At 73.9% G+C, this 14,039-nt stretch carries 7 protein-coding genes and 1 pseudogene; 3 read left to right on the forward strand and 5 right to left on the reverse strand.

Translation table 11 applies throughout. The annotated features are described in order from the left end of the window. The first annotated feature begins 211 nt into the window (after positions 1 to 211). The gene (locus DT019_RS01795; protein WP_114034756.1) at positions 212 to 1,132 is read left to right on the forward strand and encodes a trypsin-like serine peptidase; all 921 of its coding nucleotides are present in this window, start codon (positions 212 to 214) and stop codon (positions 1,130 to 1,132) included. A gap of 208 nt (positions 1,133 to 1,340) precedes the next feature. Here the strand turns inward: DT019_RS01795 and DT019_RS01800 are convergent, their stop codons facing one another. The 3 genes from DT019_RS01800 to DT019_RS01810 all read right to left on the reverse strand — a co-directional run bounded on the left by DT019_RS01800 (position 1,341) and on the right by DT019_RS01810 (position 6,628). After that, positions 1,341 to 1,727 carry a hypothetical protein gene (locus tag DT019_RS01800; RefSeq protein WP_114034757.1) on the reverse strand — a complete coding sequence of 129 codons (387 nt, stop codon included), beginning with the start codon at positions 1,725 to 1,727 and terminating at the stop codon, positions 1,341 to 1,343. 45 nt (positions 1,728 to 1,772) lie between these two features. After that, positions 1,773 to 2,660, reverse strand: a complete 888-nt coding sequence (locus tag DT019_RS01805; RefSeq protein ID WP_114034758.1) for a C40 family peptidase — start codon at positions 2,658 to 2,660, stop codon at positions 1,773 to 1,775. Between the two features lie 203 nt (positions 2,661 to 2,863). Further along, positions 2,864 to 6,628: a helix-turn-helix domain-containing protein gene (locus DT019_RS01810; protein ID WP_223279260.1), complete on the reverse strand. Its 3,765-nt coding sequence runs from the start codon at positions 6,626 to 6,628 to the stop codon at positions 2,864 to 2,866. Positions 6,629 to 7,026: 398 nt separating this feature from the next. Between DT019_RS01810 and DT019_RS01815 the strand changes: the two genes are divergently transcribed. Further along, positions 7,027 to 8,811, forward strand: coding sequence for a M4 family metallopeptidase (locus tag DT019_RS01815; protein ID WP_114034760.1), 1,785 nt, complete (start codon positions 7,027 to 7,029; stop codon positions 8,809 to 8,811). A 61-nt stretch (positions 8,812 to 8,872) separates the two neighbouring features. Here DT019_RS01815 and DT019_RS01820 read toward each other — a convergent pair whose 3' ends face one another. After that, positions 8,873 to 9,769, reverse strand: a complete 897-nt coding sequence (locus tag DT019_RS01820; RefSeq protein ID WP_317617718.1) for a hypothetical protein — start codon at positions 9,767 to 9,769, stop codon at positions 8,873 to 8,875. A 164-nt stretch (positions 9,770 to 9,933) separates the two neighbouring features. Next, positions 9,934 to 11,256, reverse strand: a pseudogene (locus DT019_RS01825) (serine hydrolase domain-containing protein). A 209-nt stretch (positions 11,257 to 11,465) separates the two neighbouring features. Between DT019_RS01825 and DT019_RS01830 the strand changes: the two are divergent. Beyond that, positions 11,466 to 14,036 carry a DEAD/DEAH box helicase gene (locus DT019_RS01830; protein ID WP_114034762.1) on the forward strand — a complete coding sequence of 857 codons (2,571 nt, stop codon included), beginning with the start codon at positions 11,466 to 11,468 and terminating at the stop codon, positions 14,034 to 14,036. The last annotated feature ends 3 nt before the right edge of the window (positions 14,037 to 14,039 follow it).

Below are 14,039 nucleotides of genomic sequence, written 5' to 3' on the forward strand. Positions count from 1 at the left end.
CCCGCCCTCCCAGCTTCCCTCAGCCCCGCCCGGCTCGCAGGCCGCGGGGGCGGGTGCCGGACCGCGGCGTGATTTTCAGTCCGGTTGCCGGTCGTGTCGACGCGGCTCCGCACCGGGCCCGGGCCCTAGCCTCGCCAGAGTGCTTATGAGAAGAAATGCGCACGGCGGTCCCCGGCACCGTGCCGCTTTCGGCCTCGTTGTGGGAGCGGCTGTGATCACGGTGCTCACCTGCGTGCTGGCCGTCTGCCCCGGCCGGGACGACGAGGCGTCGACCGCGCCGGCCGCGGCCGCCTCCGCCCGGCCGGTGGCGGCCGGTCCGCCGGGGGCGAGCGCCGCGCACTACCTGGACGGCGCCGCCGACAGCGCCAGGATCGACGGCGCGGACTACCACCGCCTCCGCCCGCTGCGGTCGGCCGCGTGCGCGGCGGAGCAGCGCCGCCCCGACCCGCACGATCTGTCGTCGGCGTGCTCGTATCCAGCGGTGGGGGTCTTCCTGCGGGCCGGCGGCAAGCAGTCCTGCACGGCGGCCGTGGTGGACAGCCGCCACGGCGATCTGCTGGTGACGGCCGCCCACTGCCTTCCGCTGGACGGAGCCACGTTCGCCCCCGGCTACCACGACGGGCTGACCCCGCGGGGCGAGTGGCCGGTCCTCGCGGCCCTGCCCGATCCCCGCTTCGCCGAGGCCCGCAGGGGCGCCGAGCACTGGCCGTACGACTGGGCCTTCGTGCGGGTGGCCCGGGTCGGCGGCAGGAGTGTGCAGGAGGCGGTCGGGTCCGCGCTCCGGGTCCCCGCGCACCCGGAGCTGCTCTCCCCCCAGCTCGCCGGGGTCACGCTCGTCGGCTATCCGCACGACCGGCCGGGCCAGCACACCTGCACGGTGGACGCGCAGCCCGCCTACAGCGACTTCCGGCAGGCCCGGTGCGCGGGGTTCTCGACCGGGGTGTCCGGCAGCCCCTGGATGATCTCCGGGCCGGACGGCGAGGCCACCGTGGTCGGTGTGCTGGGCGGCGCGGAGCACGGCGGCGGGTTCATGGACGACGTCTCCTACACCGCGCGCTTCGACGCCGGGCTCGGCTCGCTGTTCGCGACGGCGCAGGGGTCCGGGAGCCGGGACACGCCGCTCTTCCCGTGACCGGCCGTCCCGGGCTCGGGGGACGGGAAGGCTTCCCGGTCCTCAACCCCCGTCCGCGGCGTCCTGGTTGAGTGGCTCCGGCACCCAGTCCTGGAGGCGTGGCGGGCGGGCGCTCAACTCCCTCGCGGGGAAGGCCGGTTGAACGACTGGCCGGGCCGCCGGTCGGGGGATTCGACGGGCGGCCCGGTGCTTCAGCGCGGTGCTTCGATCAGCACTCGCGCAGACCGGGGGCGGGGTCCTGGCCGGTGTTCACGTCGACGGCCGGGACGTTGCCCCAGGCGCCGTTGTCGAGCTGGGTCCAGTACCAGATGTCGTTGCCGCCCGGGTGCGGGTCGCCGTGACCCCAGCACTGGAACCAGCTGAAGGTGCCGACCAGCGTGCCGCGGGTCGCCGAACGGTAGGAGCGGTCGGCGTAGCCCTTCGCGCCGGCCCGGTTGCCGCAGTACAGCCGGCCGTCCGAGCGGACCCCGCACTCGGCGGCGGGCTTGGCCGCCTTGGCGGGCGCGGCGACGGCGGCGGGCAGCCCGGCCGCGGTGAGGCCGGCCGTCAGCGCGGTGGCGGAGAGGAACAGGGCGATCTTCTTGCGTACGTTCACTGCGAACTCCTCGGGAAGGGGTGCGATGGGGTGGGCGCGGGCTGGTCAGGCGCAGGTGGGGACGCCGTCGAGCCAAGCGGCTCCCTGGATGTAGATGTTGGTGAGCCAGGCCTTGTAATCGGGCAGGTAGGACCAGGCGTCGTTGCGGTAGCCGTCGGCCTCGACGAGTTGGGCGTGCTTCTGGCAGCTGATCCGCACGCGGGTCGGACCCGCGAACTTGTTGACCCGGGCGCTCGTCGTGGACGGCTGGGCATGCGTCCACACGTCGGTGCCCCAGGTGGAGAAGGTGCCGCTCGGTCCGGGGCCGCCGCCGATGCGGACCGCGCCGTTGTAGTCCCCGCCGAGCCGCACGTCGCTGACCATCACATGGGTGCCGGACTGGCGGGCCTCGACCATCTTGCCCGCGCCGAGGTAGACGGCGATGTGGTGGATGGAGTTGTCGCCGCCCCAGGCCATCAGGTCGCCGGGCAGCAGCGGCCCGGTGCCCTGGCCCGCGCCGAAGCGGGCGGTGACGTGCGAGGAGTGGTACTGGCTGTTGGCGGTGCCGGCCAGGATGTCCTGCCCGCTCGCCTGGGCGTAGGCGTACCTGACCAGGCCCGAGCAGTCGAATCCGAGCCGTTCGGGGTCGTGGTCGCTGGCCGGGTCGGTGGGGTCCACCTGCCCGTAGGTGGCGCCGGGTTGGGGCCCGTGCCCGCCGCCCCACGTGTACCAGACGCCGAGCTGGGAGCAGGCCGCCCGGACCGCTGCCTCGGCGGTGGCCAAGGCGCCGGGCGCGAGCACGTCGCAGCCGCCGGCGGCCGTCGCGGTGCTCGGCGCCCGCGCCGTCGAAGCGGGTGCGGCCGAGGAGGGTTGGGCGGTCGGCACGATCGCGCAGACCGCCACGACGCCCGCCGCGGCGACGGCACGCCGGGCTCTGGCAAGGGTGTGGCGCATGATCTGTTTCCCCGTTTCGTCGTACGTGTCGTACGGGTGCCGGGACGGTTCCCGGCGGTCCGCGGTGTGGTCCCGTGCTGATCCGGACCACCCGCCGCGGTGGTTCGAGACTGGGCCGCGGCAGGGCGCGCTGTCGAGGAGTCGGCCGTCTCCCGTGCCGACGGGAAACGGGAAACACCCGGGGAAACGGCCCCTGACCGGGGTCAGTCGGGTGGCGGGCACAGGGGCCGGTAGGGCACGTCGGGCAGCAGACGGGCCCAGCGATCCGGCCCGGTGTCGCCCAACAGGCGGCACACCTGCGCCTGTTGGCGCGGCACGTCCGTGTTCCAGATCCGCACGGTCCCGTCGTTGCTGCTGCTCACCAGGGTGCCGGGCAGAGCGGGGTCGAAGGTGACGCCCCAGACGGCTCCGGTGTGGCCGCTCAGGGCCGCGGTCTGTTCGGCGCGCACGGGGTCCCACAGCCGTACGCTCTGGTCGCTGCCGCTGCTGGCGAGGGTCGCGCCGTCGGGGCTGAAGGCGACCGCGCGCACCGAGCCGCTGTGCCCGGCGAGCACCCCGGCCGCCGCGCGGTGCGCCACGTCCCACAGGCGTACGGTGCCGTCGTTGGCGCCGCTGGCGAGGGTCTTGCCGTCGGGGGCGAAGGCGACCGCGCGCACCGAGCCGGTGTGTCCGTGAAGCAGGGAACGCGGGCCGTGGCCGGGGTCGTTCACGTCCCACAGACGCACCGTCAGGTCGTCACTGCCGGTGGCCAGGGTGCGGCCGTCCGGGCTGAAGGCGACGGCGTTCACGAAGTCCTCGTGGCCGTGCAGCGTGGCGTGGGGCTTTTGGGTGGCGACGTCCCACAGCGTCGCGGTGCGGTCGGCGCTCGCCGAGGCGAGCAGGTGGCCGTCGGGCGAGAAGGCGAGGGCGAACACGGAGCCGACGTGGCCCGTCAGGGTCGCTTCGAGCCGGCCCGAGGCCACGTCCCAGAGTCTGACCGTGCGGTCGGCGCCCGCGGAGGCGAGGAGGCGGCCGTCGGGTGAGAACGCCACGGCGAACACCGAGCCGTCGTGGCCGGTGAGGGTGGCGCGCAGGCGGTGGCGGCCCATGTCCCAGAGGCGGACGGTGCGGTCCGCCTCCGCGGAGGCCAGCAGGCGGCCGTCGGGGGAGAGCGCCGACTGCCACGCTTCGGTGAACGGCCGCGCGGTGAGCGCCGCACGGCCCGGGTCCCACAGCACCACGGACTGGTCGAATCCGGCGGTGGCCAGGCGCTCGTCGGGTCCGGCGGCGACCGCCAGGACGTAGTCGGTGTGGCCGGACAGGGTGGCCACCACCCGGTGGTTCACCGCGTCCCACAGCTTGACGGTGCCGTCCCCGCTGGCGCTGATGACGGTGTCCCCGGCCCGGGTGAAGGCCACGGCGTTCACGTCGTCGCTGTGCCCGGTCAGCACGCCGCGCGACGTCCCGTCGGGCAGGTCCCACAGGCGTACGGTGCGGTCGGCGCCGCCGGAGGCCAGGGTGTGGCCGTCGGGGCTGAACGCCACGCCGAGCACCTGGTCGCTGTGTCCGGTGAGGGTCTGGGGTGGGTGACCGCCCGTCACGTCCCAGAGCCGTACCGTGCGATCGGCCGAGGCCGATGCCACGCTGTGCCCGTCGGGACTGAAGGCGACGGCCATCACGGCGTCGGTGTGCCCGGTGAGGACGGCGCCCGGGGTGCCGTCGGGCAGGTTCCACAGGCGTACGGTGCGGTCCGTGCCGCCGGAGGCCAGGGTGTGCCCGTCGGGGCTGAACGCCACGGAGCGCACGGCCCCTTGGTGTCCGGGCAGCGTCGCGGTCATGCGGTGGCCGGCCGCGTCCCAGAGCCGTACGGTGCCGTCCTCGCCGGTGGTCGCCAGGCGTGTACCGTCCGCGGAGTAGGCGACCGAGGTGACGGCCCCGGTGTGCCCGGTCAGGGTGGCGGTCACCTGGCGGGTCGCGGTGTCCCACAGCCGCACGCTCGCGTCCGAACTCGCCGTCGCGAGGGAGGTCCCGTCGGGGCTGAACGCCACGGAGTTGACGGGGCCGGTGTGGCCGCGCAGCCTCCCGTCGAAGTACTGCGCCTGGGTGCTGAGCAGGGCGCCGCGCGCCTGGGGTGTGCGGTCGGTGCGGTAGGCGTCGGCGGCGAGCAGCATGGAGGCCTCCGGCTGCCCGGCGGCGAGCGCGCCGGACCGCACGGCCAGGGCCTGCGACCGGGCGGTGCGGCTCTGGTCCAGGGCGCGCCGGCTCTGCTGGAAGGCGAGGACCCCGGCGGTCACCGCGACCGCGAGCAGCCCGGCGAGGGTGACGAGCAGGGTACGGCGGATCCGGGTCTGGCGCCGCGCCGCGCGCGCCCCGCGTTCTTCCTCCGCCTCGCAGGCGTCGAGGAACTCTCTCTCCACCGGCCCGAGTTGAGCGCGCCCCGCGGTCTGGTGCGAGCGGTCGCGCACGGCGGCCAGCCGGGTGCCCCGGTAGAGCAAGCTCGGATCGCGGCCGGACCGTACCCACTGGGTCGCGGCGTCGAAGACCTCCTGGCGCATCACGAGGGCGGCCCGGTCCGCGTCGATCCATCCGCGCAGCCGGGGCCAGGCGTGCAGGAGCGCCTCGTGGGTGATCTCCACCGTCTCGCTGCCCGCGGTGAGCAGGCGGGCGCGCACGAAGGCGTCGAGGGCGCGGGTCCCGGCCTCCGGGTCGGTCAACTGCCGTATCAGTGACGCGCGTTCGACGGGTCTGCGGGTCTGGGCGGTGTCGTCCGCGACGTGCACGAGGCGGACCAAGAGTTGACGGGTCATCAGCTGTTCGGCGGGGTCGAGGCGGGCGTGGACGGCTTCGGCGGTGCGGGCGACCGCGCCGTGGATGCCGCCCGTCGTCTCGTATCCGGCCACGGTCAGGGTGCGGCTGGTGCGCTGCTGCCAGGTGACGAGGAGGGCGTGGGCGAGCAGGGGCAGCGAGCCCACGGAGGCCGCCGAGTCGGTGCCCAGGTCCCGCAACAGCAGTTCCACCAGGCCTGGTTCGAGGCTGAGCCCGGCTCGTTCGGCCGGTCCGGTGATCGCCTGGCGCAGTTGGGTGGCGGACATGGGGCCGAGCGCGTACAGGCCGTGGGTGAAGACCTCCACGAGGTGGGGGTGGTCGAGGCAGCGGCCGCAGAAGTCCGCCCGCAGGCCCACCACGACGGCGGCGCGGGCCGTCGCGCCGTCGCTGTCCCGGGCAGTGGCCAGGGCGTGGAGCACGGCGACGAAGTCGCGGCGCTCGCGGTCGCTCTCGCAGAGGGTGAACGCCTCCTCGAACTGGTCGACCACCAGCACCAGGCCGGGTTCGCGGCCGGGCACCGCCGATGCGTCGAGCAGCGCGCCCGGGCGCTCGGCCAGTACCTCGGGGGTGATCTCCGCGCCCGCCGCGCCGAGCACGTCCGCCGCGCAGCGCAGGAGTTCCTTCAGCGGATGGGCGGTCGGGGTGCACACGACGACCGGCCAGTGGTCGGAGCCGGGGACGGGCAGCGCGCCGCGGCGGAGCGCGGGCAGCAGCCCGGCCTGGAGCAGCGACGACTTTCCGGCGCCCGAGGGGGCGACCACGGCGAGCGGGCCGCGGCCCATCCGCTCGGCGAGCCGCCCCGCCAGTTCGGCCGTGGCGCTCTCGCGGCCGTAGAACCACGCGGCGTCCTGCGGTCCGTAGGCGGCGAGTCCCCGGTAGGGGCACACCCCCGCGTCGGCCGGGGCGCCGGGGGCGGTGCGCGATGGAGGCAGGGCGGCCGGTTTGGGCACGAGGCGCAGGAGCGTGCCCCGCGCGTCGAGTGCCTCGTCGCAGCGGCGGGCGACGTCGAGGGTGGGCGGCTTGCTGCCGTTCTCGATCTTGCTGAGGTAGCCCTTGCTGTAGTGGATCGAGCGGGCCAGTCCGGTCAGTGACACCTTGCGCAGGCCTCTCAGGCGCCGCAGCTCCGCTGCGAATCCGTCGGCCGTCTCGTCGTCCGTTGGCACGGGACCCACCTTTCCGTGACGGAGGGGGCGTACGACGGAAAAGGATGAACTTCGTCCGGTTCCGGTCCGCAACAGGCGTACGAGCCGGGTTGGTTCGCCTCGCGCAGGCGATTCGTCCGGCTCCGGTCGCGGGGTCGCGCGGACGGGGCAACCTCCCGGCGCGATCCGGCGTCTCCGCCGGTGAGTGGGGAGTTGGACACCTTCCGGCCATCGAAGTCCGGGGCAATTGTTAAATCTGAGTTCCGGCAGCGCCAAACTCGATCTTGCCCCTTTACATGTCCATGGCAGACATAGCAGGGTTTCGGCCGGGACCACATGGTCCCCGCGGTGCACAACAGCACCGTGCGTACGGGTGGTTGTTGAGCCGACCGCCCCCGCACCTCTAAGGACCCCCCACTGTGCGTACGCCCCACATACGCAGCCTGGCGATAGCCCTGGCCGTCACCACGGCCGTCACCATCAGCGCGGGAGGCGGGGCCACGGCCGTCGCCGCACCCGCCACCCCGGGGGCCACCGCCCCCGCCGCGAGCGCCGCTTTCCAGCCGGTCGTGGACGCGGCCCGCACCGCGGCCCTCGCACACGCCTCGGCCACCGGTGTCGGCAGGGACGACACACTTCAGGCCAGCGACGTCCTGGTGGACCCGGACGGCAAGCAGCACGTCCGCTTCGTCCGCTCGCACCGCGGACTGCCGGTCCTCGGCGGCGATCTGGTCATCCACCTCGACAAGAGATCCGCCTACACCGGTGTGACCCGCGCGCTGCGCCACCAGGTCGACCTGCCGTCCACCGGCGCCAGACTGACGGCCGGACAGGCCCAGGCCAAGGCCGCCGCCACCGCCAAGGGCACCGCCGGCGCCGCCCAGCTCGTGGTCGACGCCCGCGCCGGGCGCTCGGCACTGGCCTACCAAATCCAGGTGAAGGACAGCGCCACCGCCGAGTCCGGCAGCCGTACCGTGATCCTCGACGCGGCCACCGGCGCCGTCCTCAGCAACACCCCCGCCAGCGATTCGTTCCTGTCGCCCAGCCTCCGGGAGAAGCTCCGCAAGAGCGGCCAGAAGCTCAGCCCCGCGCTCGGGACGGCCGCACCCGCCCCTCTCGCGTCCTCCGCCGCCACCGGGTTCCCCGCGCAGGCGACCGGCACGGGCTCCTCCCTGTTCGTCGGCAGCGTGTCGCTGACCACCACGCAGACCGCCAAGAGCGCCTTCACGCTCAAGGACCCCAGCCGCGGCCAGACCGAGACCCGTGACGCGGGCAACAAGGAACTGGCGCAGTTCGCCGGCGGCAAGGCGTTCACCAGCACCACCAACCGCTGGGGCACCGGCAGGGCGAGCGACCGCTCCACCGCCGCCGTCGACGCGCAGTACGGCATCACCAGCACCCTCGACTTCTACAAGAAGACGCTGGGCCGCAACGGCATCAAGAACGACGGAGCCGGCGCGCACGCCCTGGTCCACTTCGGCAGCAAGGTCGGCAACGCCTTCTGGTCGTCCGACTGCGGCTGCATGCTGTACGGCGACGGTGACGGGCAGACCTTCGCCCAGCCCCTCGTCGTCCTCGACGTCACCGGCCACGAGCTCACCCACGGTGTCGTGGACGCGACGGCGAACCTCCAGCCGACCCGCGTCGACGCCAACGACAACCAGTTCGGCGAGCCCGGCGCGCTCAACGAGTCGCTCGCCGACATCTTCGGCAGCAACGTCGAGTTCGCCACCAACAACCCGAACAACCCGCCCAATTACCTGCTGGGCGAGAAGCTCGGACTCCAGCAGAAGTTCCTGCGCCGCCTCGACCACCCCTCGCTCGACAAGCTCGAAGGCACCGTCGACTACTGGTCGTCGGCGTCCTACGACACCGAGGTCCACGCGGGTTCCGGCGTCTCCTCGCACGCCTACTACCTGCTGGCCGAGGGCAGCGGCAAGAAGACCATCAACGCGGTGGCCTACGACTCCCCCACCTACGACGGTTCGACGGTGGCCGGCATCGGCCGGGACAAGGCGACGGCGATCTTCTACCGGGCGCTCACCCGGTACATGGTCTCCACGACCGACTTCCACGACGCCCGCACCGCCACGCTGAGCGCCGCCGCCGACCTCTACGGCGCGACCAGCACCGAGTACAAGACGGTGGACAAGGCCTGGGCCGCCGTCAACGTGACCGCGGCCAACGCCCCCTCCGGCAGCTGATCCCGCGCGCCGCTGCCGCCCCGTGCCGCACGGGGCGGCAGCGGCATGTCCGCCCCGCCGCTCACCCCGCCACCACCAGGGTGTCGAGCGGAGTCGTCACCACGTCGCTGGTGGGGCGGGACAGATGCAGCGCGGCGTGGAAGTAGCCGTCGCACTCCTTGCCCCGCGGGTCCTGACCGGACGCCGTCACCGTGTCGACGGCGTACCGCTGTTCGCGGGCTCCGGTGAAGCGTCGCTGCGGGAAGGTGGGCAGCGCCCGTTCCGTGGCGAGGCCGAATCCGGCGAGACAGCCCGCGATCTCCGCGTACGAGGTGGTGCGCAGGACGAATGCGGCGACCCACACGGGCCCGCGTGCCGCGGTCAGCAGCGGACGGAAGGTGCGATGCGACAGGAAACTCGCGCCGCCGGTCACCGTGATGAGCCGGGTCCGGCGTACCGCGCGGCGCAGGGCCGGGCTGGGCGGGGCGGTCTCCAGGTTCTCGGCGAAGCCCTCCGCGAGCAGCCCCGTCCGCAGCCCGTAGGCGACGGCCCGCGCGGCGATGTCGAGGCCGATCACGCGGACCCGGTCACGACGGCGCCGAGAGGCGAAGAACTCGCGGTCCCACGCGGCCAGTTCGTCCGTACTCATCGAGACGGCCGCGGGCGAGGTGTAGCGGGCGTACAGCTCCTCCAGCGTCACGTCGTGGTTGAGCAGGGCCGCGTTGATGCCGTACGAGCAGCACAGGTCGAGCACCGTCAGGTCGGCCGGACCCGCCGTGCCCAGCGCGGCCCGCAATCGCCGGAAGATCTGCTGGGCATGGCCGGGGGTGCGGTATTCGAGCGGGCCGAGGGCCTGGAAGTAGGCCCGCGGGTCCGGCCGGTCGTAGACGTCGTCGAACGGTTCCAGCCCCGCCGCGGGGCTGGTCCCCGGGCTCGCCATGCCGCCCGCATCCGAACCGGTCCGCCGAGCATCGGTCATCGCCTGTCCGTCCCCTCGCGCTCCGTCGCCGCTTCCCCGCCCGAGCATGGAGACGGCGACGGCGCTTGGGAACACGGCCGGTACGGATCAGGCCACTGCCAACCGCCCAGCCGAATCGCCCTGTTGGGCAGCCGGCCGGATGCCGGAGGGGCGACGGCACCGTGTCAGCGGAGCGCGGCCGTCATCGGGTCGAGATCCCGCGGCACGAGGGGGACGGCGGGCTTGTCCGGCTTGCTCCCCGGCCCCGTCCCGCACAGCGCCTGGCTGTAGAACCCGCCGAACGCCGCATCGATCGGGCTCGGCTCCAGCTTCCCGTCCGGGCCGATCTTCTGGTACTTCATCAAGTTGTAGGCGATCGCCATCTGGCGCTTGCCGCCCTCGCTCGACAGGACGTCCGTGCCGGCCCCGAACACGGCTCCGTCATGTCCCCAGAACCGCCCGCAGGGCAGGTCGACGCTGTACACGCCGAGCCCGTAGCGCATGGCGACCTGCCCGTTCTCGCCGGGAACCGGCACCGTCGTCCGCATCTCGTGGAGCTGAGCGGGAGCGAGGAGCTGACCGCGCAGCAGCTTGCGGTAGAAGTCGGCGAGGTCGGAGGGGGTGGACACCAGCGCCCCGGCGGTCCCGCCCCACGACATGTCGTACACGCTGTAGTCGCGCGGCGGGTCGATCAGCCCGTAGAACGACTCGTACATCCTGGGGTGCGGCCCGGCGATGTGGGGTGCGCGCGGGAAGTACGTCTCGCGCAGGCCCGCCTTCCGGATCACGTTGCGGGTGATGTACGCCTCGGGGTCCTCGCCGGTGACCTTGCTCAGCAGCATCCCGGCGATGACGTAGTTGGTGTTGGAGTACGACCACTTCTCGCCGGGCTTGCCCGTGGCCGGGCCCTCGACGCCCAGGCGGGCCAGTTCCTCGGGGCGGAAATGGCGGAAGCGGTTGTCGTCCAGGCTCTGGGTGGACTTCCGCGCCAGCGAGGGAAAGGCACCCAGGACGTAGTCGCCGATGCCGCTGGTGTGGTTGAGCAGCATCCGCACGGTGATCTGCCGGCCGCGCTCCCCGGGGACGGTCTCGGGCAGGTAGCGCCCGATGGGGGCGTCGAGTTCGACGCGGCCCTTGGCGACCTACTGGAGGACGGCGACCGCCGTGAACGCCTTGGTGACGCTGCCGACGCGGTGCTGGAGCCCCGGCCGCATGGGGCGGCCGGTGTCCACGTCGGCGACACCGGCGGCGCCCAGCCACTCCTGCCCGCCGTCCCTGACCGTCGCGTTCACTCCGTACATGCCCGCCGCGTGGATCGCCTCCAGCGACGCGCCGAGCGCCCCGCGGTCCAGGCCGGGCGCGCTCACGGCGGTGCCCGGGGCCGAACCCGCGGTGGGGGCGGGGGCCGCGGCGCCGGCCGGGACGACGGTCGCCAGCAGAGCCGCCGCGAGTGCGGCGGTGGTCGCGGCGACGCGCGTGCGGCGGCGATCCGGGCGGGTGGAGGACATGAGCGTTCCCTTCGGACGGGTGAACGGGGCTCCACCTTCGCAAGGCGCCCGGCCCCGGCAGATCGTCCCGGGGAACGATCTCGCCGCCGTGCGGTGCACCGCACGGATGAGCCGCTCTCGGCCACCGTGGCCGACCTCGGGCAGGCTTAGTGTTTTCCTTCTCCGGGCGGCCGGAGGCGGCGACGAGGAACGAGGAACGGTGGGCATGCGTGATCAGGCTCCGTGAGCACCAGGTGGACGCGAAGGCGCGGATCCTCGCCGAGTTCGGCTTCCCCGCCCGCGCCGGCGTGCCCGAGGGCGGGGCACGGGCCACCGTCGTCTCGGCGACCGGCAGCGGCAAGACCTACACCGCCGCATCGGCCGCGCTGGAGATGTTCCCGCGCGGCCGGATCCTGGTGCTCGTGCCCACCCTCGACCTGCTGGTGCAGACCGCCCGGGCCTGGCGGGAGGTCGGCCACCGCTCCCCCATGGTCGCGGTGTGCTCCCTGGAGACCGACGAGGTCCTGGACGGGCTCGGCGTCCGATGCACCACCAACCCCATCCAGCTGGCGCTGTGGGCCGGGCGGGGCTCCGCCGTCGTGCTCGCCACCTACGCCTCGCTGGTGGAGCGGGACGACCCCGGGGAAGAAGCCCTGCCCGGCGTGGACAAGGTGCCCGGACCCCTCGAAACGGCCCTGCGCGGCGGGGAGTTGATGTACGGGCAGCGGCTGGACCCCTTCGACCTCGCCGTGATCGACGAGGCCCATCGCACCGCGGGCGACACCGGCCGCCCGTGGGCGGCCGTCCACGACCAGGCGCGCGTCCCGGCCGCGCGGCGGCTCTATCTGACGGCCACGCCCCGCATCCTCGCGGCTCCCCGGGCCCCGCGCGGCAGGGACGGCCGGGAGCTGGAGATCGCGAGCATGACGGAGGACTCGGCCACCTACGGCCGGCAGATCGTCCAGCTCGGTCTCGGCGAGGCCGTCGAGCGCGGCATCCTGGCCGGGTTCGAGATCGACGTGCTGGAGATCCGCGATCCCTCGCCGCCCCGTGCCAGGGCGTCCGAGGAGGTGCTGCGCGGGCGGCGCCTCGCGCTGCTCCAGACCGCGCTGCTCGAACACGCGGCGGCGCACGACCTGCACACCGTGATGACGTTCCACCACCGGGTCGAGGAGGCCCGGGCCTTCGCGGACCGGCTGCCCGCGACGGCCGCCGAGCTGTACGCGAACGACGTCAGCGGCCGGGCGCGGCGGCGGGCCGCGAAGCTGCCGCCCTCAGCGGCCCGGCCGTACGGACTCGAACCGGACCGGCACGTCCCGGCGGACCGGGTGTGGGCGCAGTGGCTGTGCGGAGACCATCTGGTGTCCGAACGGCGCGAGGCGCTGCGGCAGTTCGCGGACGGCGTCGACGCCCGCGGGCGACCGGTGAGCCGCGCCTTCCTGGCGAGTGTCCGGGTGCTCGGCGAGGGCGTGGACATCGTCGGCGCCCGAGGCGTCGAGGCCATCTGCTTCGCCGACACCCGCGGGTCCCAGGTGGAGATCGTCCAGAACATCGGCCGGGCGCTGCGCCCCAACCCGGACGGCACCACGAAGACCGCCCGGATCCTCGTGCCGGTCTTCCTCACCCCGGACGAGGACCCGGACGACATGATCGCCTCCGCCAGTTACGCGCCGCTGGTGGCCGTTCTGCAGGGGCTGCGCTCGCACGACGAGCGGCTCGTCGAACAGCTCGCCTCGCACGCGCTGACGCGCGGGGCCGACAGCGGCCGCCCTCCCCATCTGCGCCGCGACAGCCGGGGACGGATCATCGAATCCGGCGCGGACGACGAGAACCCGCTGCTGCGCTTCTCGACCCCGCGCGACCCGGCGACCATCGCCGCCTTCCTGCGTACCCGGGTCTACCGCCCCGAGTCCCTGGTGTGGCTCGAAGGCCTGGGCGCGCTGCGCCGCTGGCGGCGCGAGCATCACCACACCGGGCTCGTGTCCGTCCCGTACGACACCGAAGTCGCCCTGGGCGTCGCCGTGTTCCCGCTCGGCCGGTGGGTGGCGCAGCAGCGGCACGCCTTTCGGACCGGTGAACTCGACGAGCACCGCAAGATCCAGCTCGACGAGGCGGGGATGGTGTGGGAGCCGGGCGACGAGGCGTGGGAGGGCAAGCTCGCCGCGTTCCGCGCCTTCCACCGGACCCACCACCATCTGGCGCCCCGGCAGGACGCGGTCTGGCTGGACGAACCCGTCGGGCAGCACCTGGCGAACCTGCGCAGGACGGGCGGCCTCGGCAAGGACCCCGAGCGGGCCGAGCGCCGTGCGGCCCAGCTCGCGGCGATCGACCCGGACTGGAACTGCCCCTGGCCGCTGGACTGGCAGCGGCAGTACGCGGTGCTGCGCGACCTCGTGGCCGCCGACGGGGTGCTGCCCGACATCCATCCCGGGGTGACCTTCGACGGGGACGACCTCGGGCGCTGGGTCGAGCGGCAGCGCCAGGACTGGCGCGCCCTGTCCGCCGCCCAGCGGGAGCGGCTCGCGGCGCTCGGCGTGAAGCCCGCAACGCCGCCCGCCGCGCAGCCGGGGGCCGGGGCCACCGGCAAGGCGTCGGCGGCGTTCACCCGCGGCGTCTCGGCCCTGGCCCAGTACGTCCAGCGCGAGGCGCGCACCACCATCCCCCGGGGGCACGAGGAGACCCTGCCTGACGGCACCGTCGTGAAGCTGGGCATCTGGTACTCGAACCTCAAGAGCCGCCGCGCCGGGCTCAGTCACAGCCAGCGCACCGCCCTGGCCCGGCTGGGCATCGACTGGGCGTAGCCG

Source organism: Streptomyces sp. SDr-06 (assembly GCF_003324565.1).
In the GTDB taxonomy this organism is placed as follows: Bacteria; Actinomycetota; Actinomycetes; order Streptomycetales; family Streptomycetaceae; genus Streptomyces.

What these genes read in the sequence shown, in the direction of transcription:
- DT019_RS01805 (WP_114034758.1), bottom strand. Translation starts at nt 2,660, where the DNA reads ATGCGCCACACCCTTGCCAGAGCCCGGCGTGCCGTCGCCGCGGCGGGC.
- DT019_RS01820 (WP_317617718.1), bottom strand. Translation starts at nt 9,769, where the DNA reads ATGACCGATGCTCGGCGGACCGGTTCGGATGCGGGCGGCATGGCGAGC.